Below are 20,595 nucleotides of genomic sequence, written 5' to 3'. Positions count from 1 at the left end.
CGGACGCTGTAATTCGCCTAGGGCAATTTGTCATAGCCCTCCGCGAGGCCATTCAGGCTGAGCGGAAAGCCGATACCTTCTTCCGGGGTCTCGAAGATGATGAACGTCGCGGTCTTGGCACTTTTGAGCTGGCCGAGCAGCTTGTCGTCCATCACGACCTCGGCGACACAGCCATTGGGCAGGCATCTGACGAAGCCGGCGCGGCCGACGTCCTGGTTGTCGAGCTTCAGCCCGAGGCCGGAGGGCAAGAGCACGCCGAGCGGGGCGACCACGCGCATCAGGCGGCTCTTCTGGTCGGCGGTCTTCAGCACGATCACGGTCAGGCCGGCATTGGAGCGGTCTTCGGCTACCACGCTCTGGATCAGCGCGCATTGCTCGGCCTGAGCGCCGGGCGGGGTGTCGCAGCGGATCTGCCAGTCGCCATGGACCGAGCGCACTGCGCCTTGCGCGTTTGCCGGCTGGGTCAGGCCGAGAGAAAGAGCCAGAATCAGCAGGCCGCCGAGCCAGCCGGCCTTTCGTCCTGCCTGAATTTTCGAAGCGCCCATCCGGGGTCGATCCTTTGATTGTTCGGTCGGTCCGGCCGTCGAGGCCGCCGGGTAGCACGCATCAGTCGACTGATACCGCAATTGGGCGCCTTGAAGGCGATCTTGAAGCCATTCCCGCGCCGGATTGGGGCAGCTCGCAGCGAATCAGGTTCCTGCGGGCCATCCGGTCTGTGCGTACATCCGGTAATACCGCTGTCAACAGTGCGCGGCGCTGTTTTGGCGACTTTCGCTTGATTTTGCGGGAAAATTCGCAATCGGCAGCTTCATCGCGGGCGCATGGCTTTCGGCCGTACTACTGCATTGCGAGCGCCTGCGAATTATGGTTTGAGAGGCTGGATTTCGACGCGTTCTAGCGATCTGGCTCCCGTACCCACCTTGACGCAGAGACGGGTATGTCCGGAAGGCCATTTGTCAGGGCGGATCGTGCTGTATCTTCGGTCACGTGCCGGGGGTGCGTTGGGGAATAATGCAAGGGAGCGCGAACGGCATGAAGATGTCGATTGGCCGGTTGGGCAGGCAATTGCTGGGGTTGGCGGTAGCGGGTGTGGCGTCGGTTGGCGCGGGATCGGCCTTCGCCGAAATGGGGCAGCCAGCACCGTGGGAGCACTCGCTGCAGGAGGCGGCGACCCCGGTGATGGAGAACATCATCACCTTCCACAATCTGTTGCTCGCGATCATTACCGTGATCACGCTGTTCGTGCTGGCGCTGCTCGTCATCGTGGTGGTGAAGTTCAACGCCCGGGCCAATCCGGTCCCCTCCAGGACCACCCACAACACGCTGATCGAGGTGGCCTGGACGCTGATCCCGGTCCTGATCCTGGTCGGCATCGCGGTGCCGTCGTTCCGCCTGCTGTTCCTGGAGCTCGACGTGCCGAAGCCGGACCTTACGGTGAAGGTCACCGGCAAGCAGTGGTACTGGTCCTACGCCTACCCGGATAACGGCAAGTTCGAGTTCGATTCGCTGCTCGACAAGGACAAGCAGCCTCGTCTGCTCGGTGTCGACAACGAGATGGTCGTTCCGGTCAACAAGGTGGTGCGGGTTCAGACCACCGGCGCCGATGTGATCCACTCCTTCGCGGTGCCGTCCTTCGGCATCAAGATCGACTCGATCCCCGGCCGCCTCAATGAGACCTGGTTCAAGGCCACCAAGACCGGCGTGTTCTATGGCCAGTGCTCGGAACTGTGCGGCAAGGACCACGCCTTCATGCCGATCGCGGTGCGGGTCGTCAGCGACCAGGAGTTCGCGACCTGGGTTGAAGGGGCGAAGAAGAAGTTTGCGACCAACCCGGCGAATTCCTACGCCTCGGCTGGTCAGGCGGCGCAGTAAGCCCCTAGGGTTAAGGCCCCAAGGCTTTAGGCCCCAAGGCTTAAGACCCCAAGGCTTGCGGTGCGGATGGAATAAGGGCGATGGGACCGCAAGGTCCAAGAGGGACTGCAAGGCAGGATTTTGAACATGGCGACAGGCGCAGCGACACACGACGATCACGCCCATGATGATCACGTCCACCATCCGACCGGATGGCGGCGCTATCTCTACTCAACCAACCACAAGGATATCGGTACGATGTACCTTATCTTTGCGGTGATCGCGGGCATCATCGGTGCTGCGATGTCGATCGCGATCCGTGCCGAGTTGATGTACCCGGGCGTCCAGATATTCCATGAAACGCACACCTATAACGTGTTCGTGACCTCGCACGGTCTGATCATGATCTTCTTCATGGTCATGCCGGCGATGATCGGCGGGTTCGGCAACTGGATGGTGCCGCTGATGATCGGCGCGCCGGACATGGCGTTCCCGCGCATGAACAACATCTCGTTCTGGCTGCTGCCGGCCTCGTTCGCGCTGCTCCTGCTGTCCACCTTCGTCGAGGGTGAGCCGGGCGCCAATGGCGTCGGCGCGGGCTGGACCATGTACGCGCCGCTGTCGACCTCGGGCCATCCGGGACCTGCGGTCGACTTCGCGATCCTGTCGCTGCATCTTGCCGGTGCGTCGTCGATCCTCGGCGCCATCAACTTCATCACCACGATCTTCAACATGCGCGCGCCGGGCATGACCCTGCACAAGATGCCGCTGTTCGTGTGGTCGATCCTGGTGACCGTGTTCCTGCTGCTGTTGTCGCTGCCGGTGCTCGCTGGTGCGATCACCATGCTGCTGACCGACCGCAATTTCGGCACCACCTTCTTTGCGGCTGACGGCGGCGGCGATCCCGTGCTGTTCCAGCATCTGTTCTGGTTCTTCGGCCACCCCGAAGTGTACATCCTGATCCTGCCCGCCTTCGGCATGATCAGCCAGATCGTCTCCACGTTCTCGCGCAAGCCCGTGTTCGGTTATCTCGGCATGGCTTACGCCATGGTCGCGATCGGCGGCATCGGCTTCGTGGTGTGGGCGCACCACATGTACACCGTCGGCATGTCGTCGGCGACGCAGGCCTATTTCGTCGCCGCCACGATGGTGATCGCGGTGCCGACCGGCGTGAAGATCTTCTCCTGGATCGCCACGATGTGGGGCGGCTCGATCGAGTTCAAGGCGCCGATGATCTGGGCGATCGGCTTCATCTTCCTGTTCACCGTCGGCGGCGTCACCGGCGTCGTGCTGGCCAATGCCGGCGTCGACCGCGTGCTGCAGGACACCTACTACGTGGTGGCGCACTTCCACTACGTGCTGTCGCTCGGCGCCGTGTTCGGCATCTTCGCCGGCTGGTACTACTGGTTCCCGAAGATGTTCGGCTACATGTACTCGGAGAAGATCGCCAAGGCGCATTTCTGGTTCACCTTCGTCGGCGTCAACCTGGTGTTCTTCCCGCAACACTTCCTCGGCCTGTCGGGCATGCCGCGCCGCTACGTCGACTATCCGGATGCGTTCGCCGGCTGGAACCTGATCTCCTCCTGGGGCTCCTACATCTCGGGCGTCGGCGTCCTGATCTTCATCTACGGCGTGATCGATGCCTTCGTCCGCAAGGAGCAGGCCGCGAACAATCCGTGGGGGGCCGGTGCCACCACGCTGGAGTGGACGCTGACCTCGCCGCCGCCGTTCCACCAGTTCGAGGTGCTGCCCCGCGTGCAGTAAGTCCAAGACCACGCGGCGCACCCGGGGTGCGCCGCGCCATTTGAGAGAAGTGAGACCTGATCTTGTCCGTTGTCGATCACAACGCCATCGAACTGCCCCGGATTTCCGAGGCCGAAGTGGGCGACTACATCGCGCTGCTGAAGCCGCGCGTGATGTCGCTGGTGATCTTCACCGCGCTGGTCGGGCTGATGATCGCGCCGGTGCACGTCCATCCGGTGCTGGCGTTCACCTCGATCCTCTGCATCGCGGTCGGCGCCGGCGCGTCCGGCGCGCTCAACATGGCCTATGAGGGCGACGTCGACGCCCTGATGACGCGGACCGCCAACCGGCCGATCCCGCGCGGCCGCATCACCTCGGCCGAGGCGGCCGCCTTCGGCCTGACGCTCGCCTTCTTCTCGGTGATGACGCTCGGCATCCTGGTCAACTGGGTGGCGGGCGTGCTGCTGGCCTTCACCATTTTCTTCTATGCCGTGATCTACACGATGTTGCTGAAGCGCTGGACCGCACAGAACATCGTGATCGGCGGCGCTGCCGGCGCGCTGCCGCCGGTGGTGGCATGGGCGGCCGCGACCGGGTCGCTCTCGGTCGAGCCGATCCTGCTGTTCCTGATCATCTTCTTCTGGACCCCGCCGCACTTCTGGGCGCTGGCGCTGTTCCGCAGCGACGATTATGCGCGCGCCGGCATCCCGATGCTGCCGGTGGTCGCCGGTCCCGACGCGACCCGGCTGCAGATCCTGCTCTACACCATCGTGCTGGTCGCAATCGCGCTGGCGCCGTGGCCGCTCGGCTATTTCGACGCGATCTACGGCGTCACCTCGCTGGCGCTGGGTGCCGGCATGCTGTGGCTCGCCGTCGAGGTCTATCGCCGCCGTGAGGGCACCGCCGCCAACCGCGCCACGCGCCGGCTGTTCGCCTTCTCGATCCTCTATCTGTTCGCGCTGTTTGCCGTCCTCCTCGCCGAGGTGGTCGTCCGCGCGGTCCTGCCTGTCTTCATCGGGTAGGGTCGCCGGGGGCAAAGATGGGGGCGCATGGGATACCAATGGACGAGAAACGCGAACCAGAAGGAATCGTCCTAACCGAGGCGCAGCTCAAGAGCCGTCGCCAGCGCTCGATCGCCATTGCGCTCGCGCTCGGCGTCATGGTCGTGCTGTTCTTCGCCGTCACCCTGGTCAAGGGGCCGGCCGTGCTGGTGCGGCCGCTGTGAGTGAGATGGCAAACCAGGGCGCACCGCAGGCTCCGCAAGGCGAGGGCGCCAAGGTCGCGCGCCGCATGCTGACGCGCGACGCCATGGTCGCGTCGATCTGCGGCTTCGTCGTGGTGCTGATGGTCGGCGCGTCCTACGCGGCCGTGCCGTTCTACAACTGGTTCTGCCGTACCACTGGCTTCAACGGCACCACCCAGGTCGCGACCTCGGTGCCGACGGATGCGCCGCTTGCGCGCACCATTTCGGTCAGCTTCGATTCCAACGTCGCGCCGGGCCTGCCCTGGAAGTTCGAGGCCGAGCAGAACACGATCGACGTCAAGATCGGCCAGGTCGTCACGGTCTATTACACCGTGACCAACCAGTCGGCGCGCACCACGACGGGACAAGCCGCCTACAACGTCGCGCCGCTGACGGTCGGCGCCTATTTCCAGAAGATCAACTGCTTCTGCTTCACCGAACAGACCATGGCGCCGGGCGAAAAGCGCGAGATGGCCGTGGTGTTCTATGTCGATCCCGCGCTGGCCAAGGACAGCGAGAACGACACGCTGAAGACCATCACTTTATCCTACACCTTCTTCCCCGTGCGCGATGCCGCGCCGAAGCCCGTGGCTGCGGGCGAGGCGGAGCAGCGCAAGGGCGGCTAGTTCTGGAATTCTAAGATTAAGACGTGCCTTGCGGCACGCGAATGGAGAGACGGCAATGGCTGAGGCGCAAGTCAAGCATCACGACTATCATCTCGTCGACCCGAGCCCGTGGCCGGTGGTCGGCTCGGTCTCGGCCTTCATCATGGCGCTCGGTGCGATCGGCTGGATGCACCACATGTTCTCCGCCGCCCCGATCGTGTTCGGCGTCGGCACCATCGGCGTGCTCTACACCATGGCAAGCTGGTGGGGCGACGTAATCAAGGAAGCCCAGTACAAGGGCGACCACACCCGCGTGGTGCAGATCAGCCATCGCTACGGCATGATCCTGTTCATCGCCTCCGAAGTGATGTTCTTCGTCGCCTGGTTCTGGGCGTTCTTCAATTCGGCGCTGTTCCCGGCCGATGCGGTGCACGCCACCCGCGATGCGGTGTTCGGCTGCGGCCCCGGCACGGCGATGGGCGCCTGCTCGGTTCCCGGCACCTGGCCGCCGCATGGCATCGAGACCTTCGACCCCTGGCATCTGCCCCTGCTCAACACGCTGCTGCTGCTGACCTCGGGCACGACCGTCACCTGGGCGCACCATGCGCTGCTGGAGAACGACCGCCAGGGCCTCAAGCAGGGCCTGATCCTCACGGTGATCCTCGGCGCGTGCTTCACCTGCGTGCAGGCCTATGAGTACGCCCATGCGACGTTCTCGTTCGGCGGCAACGTCTACGGCTCGACCTTCTTCATGGCGACCGGGTTCCACGGCTTCCACGTGCTGGTCGGCACCATCTTCCTCTTGGTCTGCCTGATCCGTGCCTATGCCGGCCACTTCACGCCGAAGCAGCACCTCGGCTTCGAGTTCGCCGCCTGGTACTGGCACTTCGTCGACGTGGTCTGGCTGTTCCTGTTCATCTGCATCTACGTCTGGGGCCACGGCGCCGAGTCGATGGCGCACGGCGCACACTAACCTCACTGACGTGCTAAGAAGGGGCGGCCTGATGGCCGCCCCTTTGCTTTTGAAGAGAACCGATGATGGATACCCCGCCCACTGTGACCGAAAGCGCGCTGCGCGGTATCGCCTGCCGCTGCCCGCGCTGCGGCAAGGGCAAGCTCTATTCCGGCTTCCTGACTCTGGCGCCGCGCTGCCAGGCCTGCGGCCTCGACTTCGCCTTCATCGATGCCGGTGACGGGCCGGCGGTCTTCATCATCATGCTGGCCGGCGCCATCGTGGTCGCGGCGGCGCTGATCGTCGAGGTGAAGTACCAGCCGCCGTTCTGGGTGCATGCCGCGCTGTGGCTGCCGTTGATCGTGGTGACCACGATCCTGCCGCTGCGTTCAATGAAGGCGCTTCTGATCGCGCTGCAATTCCACCACAAGGCCGCCGAAGGCCAATTGATCGAGCGCGACCCGAAATGAATGATACGACGAAAGCGTTTTCCAGCGACGTGGGCACCGGTCCGCGCCAGGAAAACGCGTCAAAAGGCTCTCACCGGCCGAGTGCGGCCGGCTTCGGCATTTTCACGCTGATCCTGATCGCGGTGTTCATCGCCCTCGGCGTCTGGCAATTGCAGCGCCGGGTGGAGAAGCATGCGCTGATCGCCGCGCTCGACGCGCGGCTGGCCGCCCCGACCGAGGCGCTGCCGCCGCCATCGGCGTGGCCTGCAGTGACCTCGGCCAAGGATGAATTCCGCCGCGTCACACTGACCGCAACCTACGCCAAACAGCCGGACGCGATGGTCTTCAGCTCAGGCTCGGCGGTGCGCGACGATGTCGCGGGACCCGGCACCTGGGCATTCCTGCCGGCCAAGCTCGCCAGCGGCGAGACCGTCGTGATCAACACCGGCTTTGTCCAGAACACGATGCAGGACCGCGCCTTCGAGGATCGCGTCGCCGGCCGCCTCGTCACCGGCGCGCCGGTCGAGTTGACCGGCTACATCCGCTTTCCCGAGCCGCCGGGCCGGCTGATGCCAAAGGAAGATTCTGCGAAGCGGCTGTGGTTCGTGCGCGATCATCGCGCGATGGCGCAGACGCTCGGCTGGGGACAGGTCGCGCCGTTCTATATCGACCTCGAGGCGCCGGTGCCCGACAGCGGCACGCCGAAGCCCGGACCGCTCAAGGTGCGGCTCAAGGACGACCACATGCAGTACGCCATCACCTGGTTCTCGCTGGCCGCCGCGGTCACGGTCGCCTTCGGCCTGTGGTGGCGCGGCCAACGCCGCCGGGCGGTCTGAGAGACGCGCGGCGATTGCGGCGGCGCGCCGCGCGGGGCTGCCCAGCCATGGCGAAGCAGAAGCGCGATGAGGCTTCGACCCGATCTCATCGCGCGTCAGGTGGAGAGCGCCTGGCCGGCTCCGATCAAGCGGATCAGCATGTCGCCCCATAGCGCGCCGAGAATCCCGGTCAGCACGAACGCGGTCCAGAACAGCGCGGGACGCGCGATCCGCGCCCATCCGGCAGCGGCGACCGCCGGCAGGCCGATTGCGACGGCCAGCAACACAATGGACGAGCCGGTCTGGCCGGGGTCCGCCACCCAGTCGGCCAACGAGCTGGCGAATGCCTGCGCCAGCATCGCGACGATCCAGAACGGAGCCTGGTCGCGGACCGAGCCGACGGCGAGGAATCCCGTAGTTCCCGCCACCCGAGCCCAGACGATCAGGGCGAGCGCGAACAGCGCCGCCAGCTGAACGGAGGCGACAAGATCGCCGATCCCGAGCGACCGGTCCGCCATATGGGCCAATGCCGCACTGACGACCAGGACGCCGACCAGCACCGGCCAGAAGGCGATCCGACCGCCACGGTCGCGCGCATACAGGACCCCGATCGACACCACGCCGGCCGCGGCCAGGACGTGGCTGCCCTTGCCCGCGACGCCATGGCCGCCGAGTTCGCCCAGCACTGCCGCAAAGGTCCTGATCGCCCAGAACCGCAATGCGGCCTCGCGCACTCCGCTCGTCCCTCGTATCTCTATATGACGCATCTTCATGCGCGTCTCCGCGGCAACGTTCAGGTCGACAATGTCGGATGTGCCGCTGGCTCATCCGAACGGCTGCTGCGCATTCGGTTGATCCAATGGGTCAAGCCATCGAGATAGATGTAGACGACCGGCGTCGTGAACAGCGTCATCAGCTGCGAGACGATCAGCCCGCCGACGATGGCAAAGCCGAGCGGCTGGCGCAGCTCCGATCCGGTGCCGGTGCCGATCATCAAGGGAACGCCGCCGAGCATCGCGCACATCGTCGTCATCAGGATCGGGCGGAAGCGCGCCTTGCAGGCCATGTAGACCGATTGCTCGGCAGGGAGATGCTGGTGGCGTTCGGCCTCCAGCGCGAAATCGATCAGCATGATGCCGTTCTTCTGCACGATGCCGATCAGCAGGATGATGCCGACCAGCCCGATCACGTCGAGCCCGAAGCCGAAGGCCCACAGCGCGAGCAGGGCGCCGAGCCCGGCGGACGGCAGGGTCGAGAGGATCGTGATCGGATGGATCGTGCTCTCATAGAGCATGCCGAGGATCAGATAGACCGCGACCACCGCGGCGAGGATCAGGATCGGCGTCGACGCGAGCGCGGCCTGGAACGCCTGAGCGTTGCCCTGGAAGCTGGTGACCACGGTCGAAGGCACGTGCAGGTCGGCGGTCGCCTTCTGGACTGCCGCGACCGCGGTCCCCACCGCCGTGCCCGGCGCCAGGTTGAAGCTCAGCGTGACCGACGGAAATTGGCTCTGGTGGTTCACTGAGAGCGGCGCGGTGCCGTAATCGATGCTCGCGATCTGGCTCAGGGGCACCATCGTCCCCGCGGACGAGCGGACGTAGATGCGGTTGAGCGCATAGGGGCCGAGCTGGAACGACGGATCGACCTCGAGGATCACGTAGTAGGTGTTGAGTGTCGTGAACAGCTGGGCGACGTGACGCTGGCCGAATGAATCATAGAGCGTGTTGTCCACCGCGGCCGGATCGATCCCGAGGCGGGAGGCCGCGTCGCGGTCGATCTGCAGCTTGAGCTGACGCGCGGCGTTGGCCTGGTCGGTGGCGACGTCGGCCAGTTCCGGCAACGTCTTCAGCTTCTGATACAGCTTGCCGGCCCACAGATTGAGCTCGTCCTGGTTCACGTCGGTGAGGGTGAACTGATACTGCGTCTTGGAGAGGCGGCTGGCGAGATTGATGTCCTGCGTCGCCTGCATGAACACCGACATCCCCTTGATCTTCTGCAGCGCGGTGTCGAGCTGCCGGATCACCTGATCGGCGGAAGCATTGCGCTCGTTTCGCGGCTTCAACAGCACGAACAGGCGGCCGTTGTTCTCGGTCACGGTCGGGCCGCCCGGTCCGATATAGCCGGTCGCATTGGCGACCGAGGGGTTCTTGGCGATGACGTCGATGACGCTTCGTTGCAGCGTCGCCATCTGCGCCGGCGAGATGTCCGCCGAGGCCTCGGTGATGCCGGTGATCATGCCGGTGTCTTGTTGAGGAAAGAAGCCCTTGGGGATGCCCACGAACAGCAGGCCGGTCAGGACGACGCTCGCCAGCATGACCGACAGGGTCGTCGCCTTGTAGCGCAACGCCGTGGCAAGCACGGCCTCGTAGGCCGCCTGGATCGCAACAAAGCCGCGTTCCAGGGCGCGCGACACCGCTCCGGCATTGGCGCCCTGGTGCGGCGACAGCAGATAGGCGCACATCATCGGCGTCAGGGTCACCGAGACGATCACCGACACCACGATGGCAACGCACACCGTGACGGCGAACTCCTGGAACATGCGGCCGATCACGCCACCCATCAGCAGCAGCGGAATGAACACCGCGATCAGCGAGACCGAGATCGAGATAATGGTGAAGCCGATCTCGCCGGCGCCCTTCAGCGCGGCCTGCATTGGAGAGAGGCCTTCCTCGATATGCCGCGAGATGTTCTCGATCATCACGATGGCATCGTCGACGACGAAGCCGACCGCGATCGACAGGCCCATCAGCGACAAATTGTCGAGGCTGTAGTTGAGCAGATACATCACGCCGAAGGTGCCGATCAGCGAGATCGGAACCGAGACCGCGGGGATGATGGTCGCCCACAGATTGCGCAGGAACAGGAAGATCACGCCGACCACCAGTGCAATGGTCAGCACCAGAGTGAGCTGAACGTCGGCGACGCTGGCGCGGATGGTCTGGGTGCGGTCGGAGGCGATCTGGACTTTGATGTCGGACGGCAGGCTCGACACTAGCTGCGGCAGCAGCTTCTTGATGCCGTCCACCGTGCTGATCACGTTGGCGCCGGGCTGACGCTGGATCGCGAGGATGACGGCGGGCTTGTCGTTGTACCAGCCATGCAGCGTGATGTCCTCGGCCGCCACCACGGCATGCCCGATATCGCGCAAGCGGACCGGTGCGCCGTTGCGATAGGCGATGATCAGGTCGTCATACTTGCTCGCGACCAGCACCTGGTCGTTGGTGGCGAGCGTGTAGGCCTGCTGACTGCCGTAAAGCACGCCCTTGGGCTGGTTCACGGTGATGTTGCCGAGCGTGCTGCGCAATTGCTCGAGATCGAGCCCCGCGGCGGCGAGCTTGGCCGGATTGACCTGCACCCGGATCGAGGGCTTTTGCATGCCGCCGATGGTGACGAGCGAAACGCCCGGCACCTGCGACAATTTCTGCGCCAGAATGCTGTCGGCATAGTCGTCGACCTTGGTCAGCGGCTCGGTGTCCGACATCAGCGCGATCAGCAGCACCGGCACGTCGGCCGGGTTGACCTTGTGGAAGGTCGGCGGCGACGGCATGGTCTTGGGCAATTGCCCCGATGCCGCATCGATCGCGGTCTGCACGTCCTGCGCGGCCGCATCGACGCTGCGGTTCAGCGCGAATTGCAGCGTGATCTGGGTGTTGCCGAGCCCGCTGCTCGAGCTCATGCCGGTGAGGCCGGCGATCTGCCCGAATTGCCGCTCCAGCGGCGTCGCGACCGAGGAGGCCATGGTCTGCGGATCGGCGCCGGGCAATTGCGCGGTGACCTGGACGGTCGGGGTATCCACGGTCGGCAGCGCCGAGACCGGCAGCCGCACGAAGGCGATCATGCCGACCAGCACGATGGCGATGGCCAGAAAGGCGGTGGCGACGGGCTTGCGGATAAAACCTGCGGAGATGTTCATGGCAGCATGCCTGCGCTTGCGGTGGTTGCGTTCCGGACCTGGTCTTTCTTGTCTTCGGGCACGATCTCGACCGTCGTCCCCGGATTGAGCCGGTACTGACCCGCCGTGACGACGGTCTCGTTCGCGGCGAGGCCCTGCTCGATCAGGACCTGTCCGTCGCGCGATTGGCCGGTGGTGACATTGCGGATGCTCACGACATTGTTCGAGCCGACCACATAGGCGAAGCTGCCGTCCGGTCCCTGGCGCACCGCCGTCAGCGGCACGGTGAGCGCGTCGTGACGAACCGCGATCGTCAGATGGACGTTGACGAAGGTGCCGGGCCACAGCGTGTTGCCGGCATTGGGAAAGGATGCCTTCAGCTGCACCGTGCCGCTCGAGCTGTCGACCTGGTTGTTGATCAGCATCAGGCTGCCGTGGTCGAGCTTTTGCTTGTTCTGTGCATCATAGACGTCGACCGAGGCGTCTCCGGACACCAGCGCCTGCCGCACGCCGGGGATCTCGCCGGACGGCAGCGTGAAGATCACCGCGATCGGTTGCAACTGGGTGAGAACCACGAGCCCGTTGGTGTCGGTCGGGTGCACGATGTTGCCGGGATCGATGCGGCGGATGCCGGTGACGCCGTCGAACGGCGCGGTGATCGTGGCGAAGCTCAGCTGGGTTTGCGCGGCTTCCAGCGCAGCCTTGTCGAGCGCGACGGTGCCTTCGCCCTGCGTGACCTGCGAATCCTGAGTGTCGAGCAGTTGCTGGGTTGCAAAGCCGCGATTGGCGAGCGGCTGGGTTCGCGCCAGATTGGTCTTGGCGTTCTTCAGGCTCGCCTCGTCGCGCGCCAGCGCGGCTTCGGCCTGGTCAACCTGGGCCTCGTAGACCCGCGGGTCGATCCTGGCGAGCACGTCGCCGCGCTTCACCTGCTTGCCCTCGACGAAATCGACGCTGTCGAGCGTACCCTGCACCTGGGTGCGTATGGTGGCCGTATTGATCGGCGTCACGGTGCCCAGTCCTTCGAGCACAATCGGCACGTCATGCTGCAGCACCTTCGCGGCCGTCACCGGAACCGTGGGCGTGATCGTCTTCGACTGGGCCGCTGCCGGGGTCTTGTCCGCTGCGCCGTCCGGCCGCGCGGCATAGACGCCGGCGCCGATTGCGGCGGCGGCCACCAGGCCCGCGCACGCGATCTTGAAGGTCTTCGATATCATGGGTCACCAGCTCCATCGGTTGTCCGGCGGCCGATGGTTGCGACCAGCTCCAGGACGAAGGTTTCAGTTGCGCTCGCTGCGGCCGCTTCCGTTCCACGGCCGGCGGTCAAATCGACGTGGATGATGCGTGCGTCGAGATCGGCGGCGCGCAACGCGCCGATCAGGCTGCCTTGCGGCGCATCGTCGTGGCGGTGAACGACGAGCCGGATCGCGGTCACCGTCGGCACGATGTGAAACGGCAGTGGGTCGGAGGCGACGTCGATCGCGACAATGCCGCCGCAGGGCAGCTCGTGCCGCAGCGTCAGTTCGAGCATGCGCCGTGCGACGGGTCCTTCGCCCAGCAGGATCAGCTGCCGCGGGGTCATGCCGACGCGATTGAGCGCGTCCGCGACGCCGCTCAGGATGCCGGCATGGCCCGTTTCGCGGAGCTCGATCGGCAGCCACGTCGCAAGCGGCGTCAGCCGGCGCCAGCGCGCGAAGGTTTCAGGCATGGCGAGCGACGCGGCATCGGGGGCGACCAGGACGCCGACCAGCACGCGCGCGGTGGCGCGACGGGGCCGGGCTGCGATTGCGCTGTGCGGGCTTCCGGACATGCACGGAAGCTGGGCCTTGACGCTATATTATACAAATGAATTGTCTTTATCTGCTAATTCACATCGTGCATGATGACGGCATGCGGATGCGCAATCTGGATCTCAATCTGCTGCTGGTGTTCGACGCCGTCATGCGCGAGCGCAGCGTGGTGCGCGCGGCTGGCGCGCTTGCCATCAGCCAGCCCGCCGTGAGCCATGCACTGAACCGGCTCCGTCATGCGCTGAAGGACAGGCTGTTCGTCCGCACGCCGGCCGGCATGCTGCCGACGCCGCGGGCGGAAGCGCTCGCGCTGCCAGTCCGCAAGGCGCTCAGCGAGCTGCAACTCGCGGTCGAAGGTGATCGTTTCGATCCGGCGCAGGCGGAACGGCGCTTCACCATTGCCGTCAACAATTATGCCGCGGTGGTCGCCGCCGGCTCGATCATCGCGGCGGTGCGCGCGCAGGCGCCCAGGGTGCGACTGACGCTGGTGCCGAGCGGGACGCTCAATCTCCCCGACAGGCTCGATCGCGGCGAGCTCGATCTCGCGATCTCCGCCCGCGCGATGGAGGGCGAGCGCTTCGCCTCCTGCCGGTTGATCGAGGACCGCTTCGTCGCGGTGCTGAGGGCCGGTCATCCGGCGTTGCGCAAGAAGCTGACCGGCGAGACGCTGGTCGAGCTGCCGCACCTTGCGATCACCTCCAGCGGCGAAGATCTGGATTTCATCGACGCCTGGCTGCGGGCACGCAAGGCGAGCCGCATCATTGCTTCCGATGTGCCGTATCTGTCTGCCGGCGCGGTCCTGGTGCAATCGAACATGGTTGCGATCCTCGGGCGCAAGCTCGCGCTCGAATTCCGCCGCGCCTATCCGATCGAGATGCGGGAGCTGCCGTTCGATGCATCGAAGTTGCAGAGCGTCATGAGCTGGCACCGTCGCTTCGACGATCTGCCGGCGCACCGCTGGCTGCGGGATACGATCGTTGCGGCCACGCGCGGCATTTGAACTGCGCCGAGAGGATGCTCAATCAATACGCCCGCGCCGATCCTTGGCGCGGGCGTATCGTAGCTGGCCTCTGCACTCGTCAATGGCCGACCGGCGCGGGGCCGCCGAGCTTGACCTTGCGCAAGGTCAGCGCCAGCGGAATCGCCGAGAGCGCGATCAGCATCAGGACCCAGAACGCATCCATGTAGGACAGGAACGAGGCCTGGGTCTGCACCTGCTGCCCGATCCACTGGATCGCCTGCTGATGCGCCTGCGCCAGTGAATTGCCCTGGGCGACGAAGAAGTCGGTGACCTGGTGCAGCGTGTCCTGATATTGCGGGCTCGACGGCGTCACCTGCTCGACCAGCCTGCTCTGGTGGAATTGCTGGCGATGCGTCAGCACGTTGGAGACGATCGAGACGCCGATCGAGCCGCCGGTGTTGCGCGCCGCGTTGATCAGCGCGGAGGCCTGGTCGGTCTTGTCGGGCGGAATGCCGTCATAGGACGCCGCCATGATCGGCACGAAGATCAGAGGCAGGCCGACGCCGATCAGCATGCGCGAGCGCGCCATGAACCAGAAGCCGAGATCGCCGTAGACGTTGGTCATGCTGTACATCGAGGCGGCGATCACAAGCGCGCCGGCGACGATCAGATATTTCGGCTGCACCTTGGCGGCGAGCCGGCCGACCGCGAACATCATCACCATGGTGACCACGCCGCCGGGCGAGAGCACGAGGCCGGCCCAGGTCGCGGTGTAGCCGAAATCCTGTTGCACCAGCTGCGGCAGGAATTGGGTGGTCGCAAGCAGGATGGCGCCGGTCGCCAGCATCACCAGGAAGCAGGCGCCGAACTGCCGGGTCGCGACCATGCGCAGGTCGATCATCGGATTGCGGCGGGTCATCTCCCACGGGATCATCAAGACGAACGCCAGGGCGCTGATCGCCGCAAAGGTGATGATGAAGGGCGAAGAGAACCAGTCGTCCTCGAGGCCGCGGTCGAGCGTCACCTCGAGCGCGCCGAGGAAGGTCGCAACCAGCGCGAAGCCGATGAAATCGAAGCTGTTGTTCTGCGGCTGTGCGGCCTTCTGCGCTCCCTTGGCCTTCGCAGGCTCTTGCAGCACCGCTGCGATCAGCGCGATCGCGAACACGCCGACCGGGGCGTTGATCAGGAAGCACCAGTGCCAGGACAGATTGTCGGACAGCCAGCCGCCGAGCGTCGGCCCGACCACCGGCGCCACCACCACGGCGATGCCGAACACCGCAAACGCCTGGCCGCGCTTGGCCGGCGGGAAGGCGTCGGCGAGGATCGACTGCGCCACCGGCACCATGCCGCCGCCGCCGAGACCCTGCAGGATGCGGAACAGCAGCAGTGCGTTCAGATTGGGCGCGAAGCCGCACAGCACCGAACTCACCGTGAAGATGCCGAGGCAGATCAGGAAGAAGGTCTTGCGGCCCAGCATTCTTGCGAGAAAGCCGGAGGCGGTCAGGATGATGGCGTTGGACACCAGGTAGGTCGTGACCACCCAGGAGGCCTCGTCCTCGCTCACGCCCATGCCGCCTGCGATGTAGGGCAGCGCGACGTTGGCGATGGTGGTGTCGAGCACCTCCATGAAGCTCGCGAGCGCAACCACGATCGCGATCAGCCAGGGATTGACGGCAACGCTCGGAGCCGGGATGCCTTTGGCGTCGATTGCGGCCGCGCTCATTACAGCCTCCCAAAATTCAACTTCTCAAGACGCTCGAGCAGTGACGGCGCCGGATTGATCCGCACCGTCGGGACGACAGACATGCCCGGGCCGAGCGCGACGTCGGTCGGCGGGTTGTCCATCACGATCTTGACCGGCACGCGCTGCACGATCTTGACGTAGTTGCCGGTGGCGTTCTGCGCCGGCAGCAGCGAGAACGCGGTGCCCGATCCAGGCTGCACGCTCTCGACGTGGCCCTTGATCGTGCGGCCGGGATAGGCGTCGATCTTCAGCGTCACCTTCTCGCCGGGGCGCATCTTGTCGAGCTGGATCTCCTTGAAGTTCGCGGTAACCCAGGTCTGGTCGGGCACGAACATCGTGAGGTTGGTGCCGGCCTGCGCGAACTGGCCGACCGCGGCCGACAGATTGACGATGCGGCCCGGCTGCGCGGCGGTGACCGTGGTGTAGGACAGGTTGAGCTTGGCCTGGTCGCGCTGCGCCTCGGCCTGGGCGAGGTTCGCGACCGCGCTCTTGCGCTGCGCCTTCAGCGACTCCACCTGGCGCTGCGCGAGGTTGAGCGTCGCCTGCGCGCTCAACAGCGACGCCTGCTGCTGATGCAGTTGCGAGGTGTACTGCTCGGAATTCTGCACGGTGCCGTAGCCGGTCTGCTCCAGATGCTGGTAGCGCGTCGCCTGCTGCTGGGCGAAGGTCAGCGCCGCCTGGGCCTGGTCGACCTGGGCCTGGTTGGCTGATATCTGCGCCTGCTGCACGTCGAGCTGGGCATCGACATTCTGGATGCTGGCCTGCGCCGCCGCGACCTGCGCCTCGGCCTGCGCCAGCGCGATGCGATAGTCGCGGTCGTCGATGCGCGCGATCACGCCGCCGGCGGCGATGTGCTGGTTGTCGGTGACCGGAACCGCGGTGATGTAGCCGGAGACTTTTGGCGCGAGCGCGAACTGCCGCGCCGCGATGAAGGCGTCGTCGGTGGATTCGAAATGCCCGGCGTAATCCATGTAAAGATAGCCGCCGCCGAGCGTGGCGGCGAGCAGCACGGCGCCGATCGCGGAGATGACCGGACGGCGGCGCAGGAAGCCGCGCCTCTGAGGGGCGACTTCCGGGGGGACCGTTTCGGGCGGGGCGGGCTCCTTGTTTGCGGGGCGCCCCTGCGCCGGAGCTCGCGCGGTCACCTCCGGCCGCTCGGACGTGACGTTGGGTTCGTGTCCGGCCGGCACCGAGGGCGAACCCTCGATGCTCTCGTGCCCTCCTTGGTCGCGCTCCAAAACAGTGTCTTCGAACATGATGGCTGCTCCTGCTGTCGGGCGAGGTCTGCAAGGCCTTCGCAAAAGGGAACGGTACCGTTCCGTTCTGTGCGGCAAATAGTCTCGCGGCAGCGCAGCGTCAATAGGAACGGAACTGTACCGTTCTATTTACAACTAGATGTGATAGGGTTATATTGCTTGATATTGCCGGCCGGACCGGCCCATGGAACCCGGGGAAGACTGATGACCACCAGTACCCTGAAGATGCCGCGGGCGCCCAAGACCGGGAAGGCGACCGGGCGGATCGAGGTGCGCGCCGGCCGGCCGCCAAAGGAACTGGCCGGGGAGGTCGATGCGCGCATCCTTGATGCCGCACGCAAGGTGTTCCTTGAGCGCGGATTCGAAGGCGCCAGCATCGACGAGATTGCAGAAGTCGCGCGCTCCGGCAAGCGCACGATCTATGTGCGCTTCCGCGACAAGCGGGCACTGTTCACCGAGGTGGTGACGCGGGACATCCTGTCACGCATCGCGGAGTTCAAGGCGGACGCGCCGCTCGGCGCGACGGTGGAGGAGCGCCTCACCAGCGTCGCCTCGACCCTGCTGCATTGGTGCCTCGACGCCGACCGGATCGGCCTGATGCGGCTTGCGATCGCGGAGGCGCATCGCTTCCCGGATCTCGCCGCCACCGTCAACCGCAGGGCGCGCGCGCTCGCCACCGAACTCGGCGTTCATCTGCTGCGCGACCTGACGCAATCCGACGAGCTCGGCAAGCTGCCGGCCTTCGCGCCGGAGCAGCTGCCGATCACGGCGCGCCTGTTCCTCGACATCATCGCGGTGCCGATGCTGATGCGGGCTCTGTACGAAGTCGACCTGAAAGCGCTCGACCCGGAGATCGACGCCCATGTGGCGCGTGGTGTTGCGTTCTTCGTCGCCGCGTGCCGGAGCGGCTGGCGCGAGAGTCCGCAGCAGTAGGCGACTCAGCCCGGTGCGCGCTCGACCGCGTGACGCAGCCAGACCATGCCGCCTTCCAGCGTCTCGCAGTGGGTGAGCCGCAGCGATTGTCCGGCGCCGGGACGATCGCCGTTCGGGCCGTGATAGTCGACGATGCACTGCGATCCGGCGACGCCGTCGACCGCCGGATGGATCAATGTGCTGAACTCGTCGATCAGCCCATGCTTCAGGAACGCGCCGTTGATTCCGCCGCCGCCTTCGAGCAGCAGCGTCCTGGCGCCGAACAGTGAAGCGAGCTGCGCCATCGCGCTCGCCAGATCGTCGCCCTTCGGGCCGGCAAAGATGTAGGACGCGCCGTCCTCGCGCAGCTCGGCGAGATGGCTGTCAGAGACTTGCTCGCCGAGCACCGCAACGGCGTGATCGCCGCCGACATTGTCCTTGCCGAAATGCACGCGGCCCGACGGATCGATGCCAACAGCGAGCTTGAGGCCGTCGCGGTTGCCGAAATGCGGCTCGCGCGGCAGCCTCGGCGGGTTGGCTATGGGCCGCTCGGTTCCCTTGGCCATCTCGTTCATGGTCACGCGGCCGATGACCCAGCCATCGGCATCAAAGCCGTCATGGATCCTTTCATAGTGGGAGCGCAGCACGTCGGCCGGGATGCCGGCGGCTGGCTTGGTGAAGCGGCTGGGATGCAGCCGGCCGTCGATCGACGTGCCCATGTGGCAGATGATGTGGGGTCGCATAAGCTCAACTCTTCGGTGGGTATGGCAGCGCCGCAGAGGCAGGTGGAGCAGGTCCTGATCTAGAGAGTCGCAACCGGGTTCTCAACGCCGATAACGCAGTGATGTTTCAACTTCGCTTGTCCAGCCAAAGCGCGTGAGATCGGGTCTAATTATCGCCACGCGTCAACGGAGCAGGACGTGTCCCCGCGTCCCGCCGCGCAACGAATGCATTGACCCATATAGGGTACCCCCCTATATTATAATCATGTCGCACACGATCAAGCACAAGTCCAAGCTCGTCGGCCGGGTCCGCCGCATCAAGGGTCAGCTCGAGGCCGTCGAGCGGGCGCTGGAGTCCGAGATCGGCTGTGCCGACGTGCTGATGCTGGTGGCCTCGGTTCGCGGCGCCATCAACGGTCTCACCGCGGAACTGCTCGAGGACCACATCCGCCATCACGTGGTGGACCCTGCCCGGGAGAAGGATCCCGAGAGAGCGCAGGGCGCGGCGGACCTGATCGATGTCGTTCGTACCTATTTGAAGTGAAGCACATGACCGATCTGTCCCAGCTGCTCCAGCAGAGCAGCGCGCATGCATGGCCGTTCATCCCCAGTGCGATCCTGCTCGGCGCGCTGCACGGTCTCGAGCCCGGCCACTCCAAGACGATGATGGCGGCCTTCATCATCGCCATCCGCGGCACCGTGGTGCAGGCGGTTCTGCTCGGCCTGTCGGCGACGATCTCGCACACGGCCATCGTCTGGATCATCGCGCTGGCGGGGCTGCATTTCGGCCAGCAATGGTCAGGCGAACGCAGCGAGGCCTGGCTGCAACTGGTCTCGGCGGCGATCATCATTTCGATCGCCGCCTGGATGGCCCGGCGCACCTGGCGCGAGCAGAATTGGGAACACGATCATCACCACGATCATGACCATGATCACCATCATCACGACGATGCGCGCCAATTGACCCTGGCCGGACAATCGCTGTCGCTCGAGGTCTTCGAGGACGGCGTGCCGCCGCGCTGGCGGTTGCGAAGCGAGGCCGGGGCGCTTCCGGCACCCGGCGAAGTCGACGTCGTGACGATCCGTCCTGACGGCAGCGAGCAGCAGTTTCGCTTCGCCGCGCGGGACGGCTATCTGGAAAGCATCGATGAAATTCCGGAGCCCCATGCCTTCAAGGCGCGCGTGTCGGTGTACGGGGACAGTGCGGAAGTCCTGTTCGAGGAGCATGACCATGCGCATATGGACCTCGGCGACGCGGACGATGCGCATGCGCGCGCGCACGCTGCCGACATCCGCAAGCGCTTTGCCGGACGGACCGTCGCGACGTGGCAGATCATTCTGTTCGGCCTGACCGGCGGGCTCATTCCGTGTCCGGCGGCGATCACCGTGTTGCTGCTCTGCCTTCAGCTCAAGCAGTTCAGCCTCGGCTTCGTGCTGGTGCTCTGCTTCGGCATCGGGCTTGCGATCACCATGGTCTCGGTCGGTGTCGCGGCGGCGCTCAGTCTGCGTCATGTCGAGCGTCATTGGGCTGGCTTCAGCCGATTTGCCGGACGCGCCCCCTACGTGTCGGCCGCGCTGATCGTTTTGGTCGGCCTCTACACGGGCTGGCTGGGGTTGCACGGGATCACGGCCTGATCCCCGATCTTGGTATGATCGTGGGATC

20 protein-coding genes are annotated in these 20,595 nt (G+C 65.4%); 12 read left to right on the top strand and 8 right to left on the bottom strand.

Going from position 1 to position 20,595, the window contains the following annotated elements; all coding sequences use genetic code 11:
- Positions 1-17: 17 nt before the first annotated feature.
- Entirely contained in the window at positions 18-545 is a 528-nt protein-coding gene (locus ACVW1C_RS15795) for an invasion associated locus B family protein (RefSeq protein WP_456759209.1), read from the bottom strand.
- 487 nt (positions 546-1,032) lie between these two features.
- On the opposite strand from ACVW1C_RS15795, the gene coxB reads away from it, so the two are divergent.
- From coxB to ACVW1C_RS15755, 8 genes are all read left to right on the top strand, one after another.
- Positions 1,033-1,872, top strand: a complete 840-nt coding sequence (coxB, locus tag ACVW1C_RS15790) for a cytochrome c oxidase subunit II (RefSeq protein ID WP_456759208.1) — start codon at positions 1,033-1,035, stop codon at positions 1,870-1,872.
- A gap of 126 nt (positions 1,873-1,998) precedes the next feature.
- Complete coding sequence (gene ctaD, locus ACVW1C_RS15785; RefSeq protein WP_456759207.1) at positions 1,999-3,615, top strand: cytochrome c oxidase subunit I; 1,617 nt, start codon at positions 1,999-2,001, stop codon at positions 3,613-3,615.
- A 62-nt stretch (positions 3,616-3,677) separates the two neighbouring features.
- Positions 3,678-4,616: a heme o synthase gene (locus tag ACVW1C_RS15780; RefSeq protein WP_456759206.1), complete on the top strand. Its 939-nt coding sequence runs from the start codon at positions 3,678-3,680 to the stop codon at positions 4,614-4,616.
- Between the two features lie 38 nt (positions 4,617-4,654).
- Entirely contained in the window at positions 4,655-4,819 is a 165-nt protein-coding gene (locus ACVW1C_RS15775; RefSeq protein WP_176528844.1) for a CoxF protein, read from the top strand.
- Positions 4,820-4,824: 5 nt separating this feature from the next.
- The gene (locus ACVW1C_RS15770; protein ID WP_456763093.1) at positions 4,825-5,463 is read left to right on the top strand and encodes a cytochrome c oxidase assembly protein; all 639 of its coding nucleotides are present in this window, start codon (positions 4,825-4,827) and stop codon (positions 5,461-5,463) included.
- Between the two features lie 55 nt (positions 5,464-5,518).
- Complete coding sequence (locus tag ACVW1C_RS15765; RefSeq protein ID WP_456759205.1) at positions 5,519-6,415, top strand: cytochrome c oxidase subunit 3; 897 nt, start codon at positions 5,519-5,521, stop codon at positions 6,413-6,415.
- Positions 6,416-6,477: 62 nt separating this feature from the next.
- The gene (locus ACVW1C_RS15760; RefSeq protein WP_456759204.1) at positions 6,478-6,864 is read left to right on the top strand and encodes a DUF983 domain-containing protein; all 387 of its coding nucleotides are present in this window, start codon (positions 6,478-6,480) and stop codon (positions 6,862-6,864) included.
- The gene (locus tag ACVW1C_RS15755; RefSeq protein ID WP_456759203.1) at positions 6,861-7,679 is read left to right on the top strand and encodes an SURF1 family protein; all 819 of its coding nucleotides are present in this window, start codon (positions 6,861-6,863) and stop codon (positions 7,677-7,679) included. Before ACVW1C_RS15760 ends, ACVW1C_RS15755 begins: the two co-directional genes overlap by 4 nt.
- A 95-nt stretch (positions 7,680-7,774) precedes the next feature.
- Here the strand turns inward: ACVW1C_RS15755 and ACVW1C_RS15750 are convergent, their stop codons facing one another.
- The 4 genes from ACVW1C_RS15750 to ACVW1C_RS15735 are packed head-to-tail and all read right to left on the bottom strand — an operon-like array spanning position 7,775 to position 13,357.
- Positions 7,775-8,392 carry a hypothetical protein gene (locus tag ACVW1C_RS15750; RefSeq protein ID WP_456759202.1) on the bottom strand — a complete coding sequence of 206 codons (618 nt, stop codon included), beginning with the start codon at positions 8,390-8,392 and terminating at the stop codon, positions 7,775-7,777.
- A gap of 59 nt (positions 8,393-8,451) precedes the next feature.
- Positions 8,452-11,571, bottom strand: a complete 3,120-nt coding sequence (locus tag ACVW1C_RS15745) for an efflux RND transporter permease subunit (protein WP_456759201.1) — start codon at positions 11,569-11,571, stop codon at positions 8,452-8,454.
- On the bottom strand, positions 11,568-12,764 hold the full coding sequence (locus ACVW1C_RS15740; protein ID WP_456759200.1) for an efflux RND transporter periplasmic adaptor subunit: 1,197 nt from the start codon (positions 12,762-12,764) through the stop codon (positions 11,568-11,570). Before ACVW1C_RS15740 ends, ACVW1C_RS15745 begins: the two co-directional genes overlap by 4 nt.
- Positions 12,761-13,357, bottom strand: coding sequence for a hypothetical protein (locus ACVW1C_RS15735; RefSeq protein WP_456759199.1), 597 nt, complete (start codon positions 13,355-13,357; stop codon positions 12,761-12,763). The genes ACVW1C_RS15740 and ACVW1C_RS15735 overlap by 4 nt, the downstream gene beginning before the upstream one ends.
- An 80-nt stretch (positions 13,358-13,437) precedes the next feature.
- Between ACVW1C_RS15735 and ACVW1C_RS15730 the strand changes: the two genes are divergently transcribed.
- The gene (locus ACVW1C_RS15730; protein WP_456759198.1) at positions 13,438-14,337 is read left to right on the top strand and encodes a LysR family transcriptional regulator; all 900 of its coding nucleotides are present in this window, start codon (positions 13,438-13,440) and stop codon (positions 14,335-14,337) included.
- 79 nt (positions 14,338-14,416) lie between these two features.
- Here ACVW1C_RS15730 and ACVW1C_RS15725 read toward each other — a convergent pair whose 3' ends face one another.
- Positions 14,417-16,021, bottom strand: a complete 1,605-nt coding sequence (locus ACVW1C_RS15725; RefSeq protein ID WP_456759197.1) for a DHA2 family efflux MFS transporter permease subunit — start codon at positions 16,019-16,021, stop codon at positions 14,417-14,419.
- A complete protein-coding gene (locus ACVW1C_RS15720) occupies positions 16,021-17,298 on the bottom strand; it encodes an HlyD family secretion protein (protein WP_456759196.1) in 1,278 nt (425 codons plus the stop codon). The genes ACVW1C_RS15725 and ACVW1C_RS15720 overlap by 1 nt, the downstream gene beginning before the upstream one ends.
- Before the next feature lie 204 nt (positions 17,299-17,502).
- Between ACVW1C_RS15720 and ACVW1C_RS15715 the strand changes: the two genes are divergently transcribed.
- Positions 17,503-18,231 carry a TetR/AcrR family transcriptional regulator gene (locus tag ACVW1C_RS15715; protein WP_456759195.1) on the top strand — a complete coding sequence of 243 codons (729 nt, stop codon included), beginning with the start codon at positions 17,503-17,505 and terminating at the stop codon, positions 18,229-18,231.
- A gap of 5 nt (positions 18,232-18,236) precedes the next feature.
- Here the strand turns inward: ACVW1C_RS15715 and ACVW1C_RS15710 are convergent, their stop codons facing one another.
- Positions 18,237-18,953 (bottom strand): dihydrofolate reductase family protein, encoded by a 717-nt coding sequence (locus tag ACVW1C_RS15710; protein ID WP_456759194.1) that lies wholly within the window; start codon positions 18,951-18,953, stop codon positions 18,237-18,239.
- 244 nt (positions 18,954-19,197) lie between these two features.
- On the opposite strand from ACVW1C_RS15710, the gene ACVW1C_RS15705 reads away from it, so the two are divergent.
- Together ACVW1C_RS15705 and ACVW1C_RS15700 are read left to right on the top strand one after the other, a co-directional pair.
- Positions 19,198-19,476, top strand: a complete 279-nt coding sequence (locus tag ACVW1C_RS15705; RefSeq protein WP_194461113.1) for a metal/formaldehyde-sensitive transcriptional repressor — start codon at positions 19,198-19,200, stop codon at positions 19,474-19,476.
- Positions 19,477-19,481: 5 nt separating this feature from the next.
- The gene (locus ACVW1C_RS15700) at positions 19,482-20,567 is read left to right on the top strand and encodes a nickel/cobalt efflux transporter (RefSeq protein WP_456759193.1); all 1,086 of its coding nucleotides are present in this window, start codon (positions 19,482-19,484) and stop codon (positions 20,565-20,567) included.
- Positions 20,568-20,595 lie beyond the last annotated feature (28 nt).

The organism is Bradyrhizobium sp. USDA 4011 (assembly GCF_054063415.1).
The sequence above is the reverse complement of the archived record's forward strand: the minus strand, read 5'-3'. Positions and strand labels throughout refer to the sequence as shown.

Excerpts from the sequence above, each read along its gene's own strand:
- ACVW1C_RS15740 (WP_456759200.1), bottom strand. The coding sequence starts at position 12,764 with ATGATATCGAAGACCTTCAAGATCGCGTGCGCGGGCCTGGTGGCCGCC.
- ACVW1C_RS15730 (WP_456759198.1), top strand. The coding sequence starts at position 13,438 with ATGCGGATGCGCAATCTGGATCTCAATCTGCTGCTGGTGTTCGACGCC.
- coxB (WP_456759208.1), top strand. The coding sequence starts at position 1,033 with ATGAAGATGTCGATTGGCCGGTTGGGCAGGCAATTGCTGGGGTTGGCG.
- ACVW1C_RS15775 (WP_176528844.1), top strand. The coding sequence starts at position 4,655 with ATGGACGAGAAACGCGAACCAGAAGGAATCGTCCTAACCGAGGCGCAG.
- ACVW1C_RS15745 (WP_456759201.1), bottom strand. The coding sequence starts at position 11,571 with ATGAACATCTCCGCAGGTTTTATCCGCAAGCCCGTCGCCACCGCCTTT.
- ACVW1C_RS15705 (WP_194461113.1), top strand. The coding sequence starts at position 19,198 with ATGTCGCACACGATCAAGCACAAGTCCAAGCTCGTCGGCCGGGTCCGC.
- ACVW1C_RS15770 (WP_456763093.1), top strand. The coding sequence starts at position 4,825 with ATGGCAAACCAGGGCGCACCGCAGGCTCCGCAAGGCGAGGGCGCCAAG.
- ACVW1C_RS15760 (WP_456759204.1), top strand. The coding sequence starts at position 6,478 with ATGATGGATACCCCGCCCACTGTGACCGAAAGCGCGCTGCGCGGTATC.
- ACVW1C_RS15715 (WP_456759195.1), top strand. The coding sequence starts at position 17,503 with ATGACCACCAGTACCCTGAAGATGCCGCGGGCGCCCAAGACCGGGAAG.
- ACVW1C_RS15765 (WP_456759205.1), top strand. The coding sequence starts at position 5,519 with ATGGCTGAGGCGCAAGTCAAGCATCACGACTATCATCTCGTCGACCCG.
- ACVW1C_RS15755 (WP_456759203.1), top strand. The coding sequence starts at position 6,861 with ATGAATGATACGACGAAAGCGTTTTCCAGCGACGTGGGCACCGGTCCG.
- ACVW1C_RS15735 (WP_456759199.1), bottom strand. The coding sequence starts at position 13,357 with ATGTCCGGAAGCCCGCACAGCGCAATCGCAGCCCGGCCCCGTCGCGCC.
- ACVW1C_RS15725 (WP_456759197.1), bottom strand. The coding sequence starts at position 16,021 with ATGAGCGCGGCCGCAATCGACGCCAAAGGCATCCCGGCTCCGAGCGTT.
- ACVW1C_RS15710 (WP_456759194.1), bottom strand. The coding sequence starts at position 18,953 with ATGCGACCCCACATCATCTGCCACATGGGCACGTCGATCGACGGCCGG.
- ACVW1C_RS15700 (WP_456759193.1), top strand. The coding sequence starts at position 19,482 with ATGACCGATCTGTCCCAGCTGCTCCAGCAGAGCAGCGCGCATGCATGG.
- ctaD (WP_456759207.1), top strand. The coding sequence starts at position 1,999 with ATGGCGACAGGCGCAGCGACACACGACGATCACGCCCATGATGATCAC.
- ACVW1C_RS15795 (WP_456759209.1), bottom strand. The coding sequence starts at position 545 with ATGGGCGCTTCGAAAATTCAGGCAGGACGAAAGGCCGGCTGGCTCGGC.
- ACVW1C_RS15720 (WP_456759196.1), bottom strand. The coding sequence starts at position 17,298 with ATGTTCGAAGACACTGTTTTGGAGCGCGACCAAGGAGGGCACGAGAGC.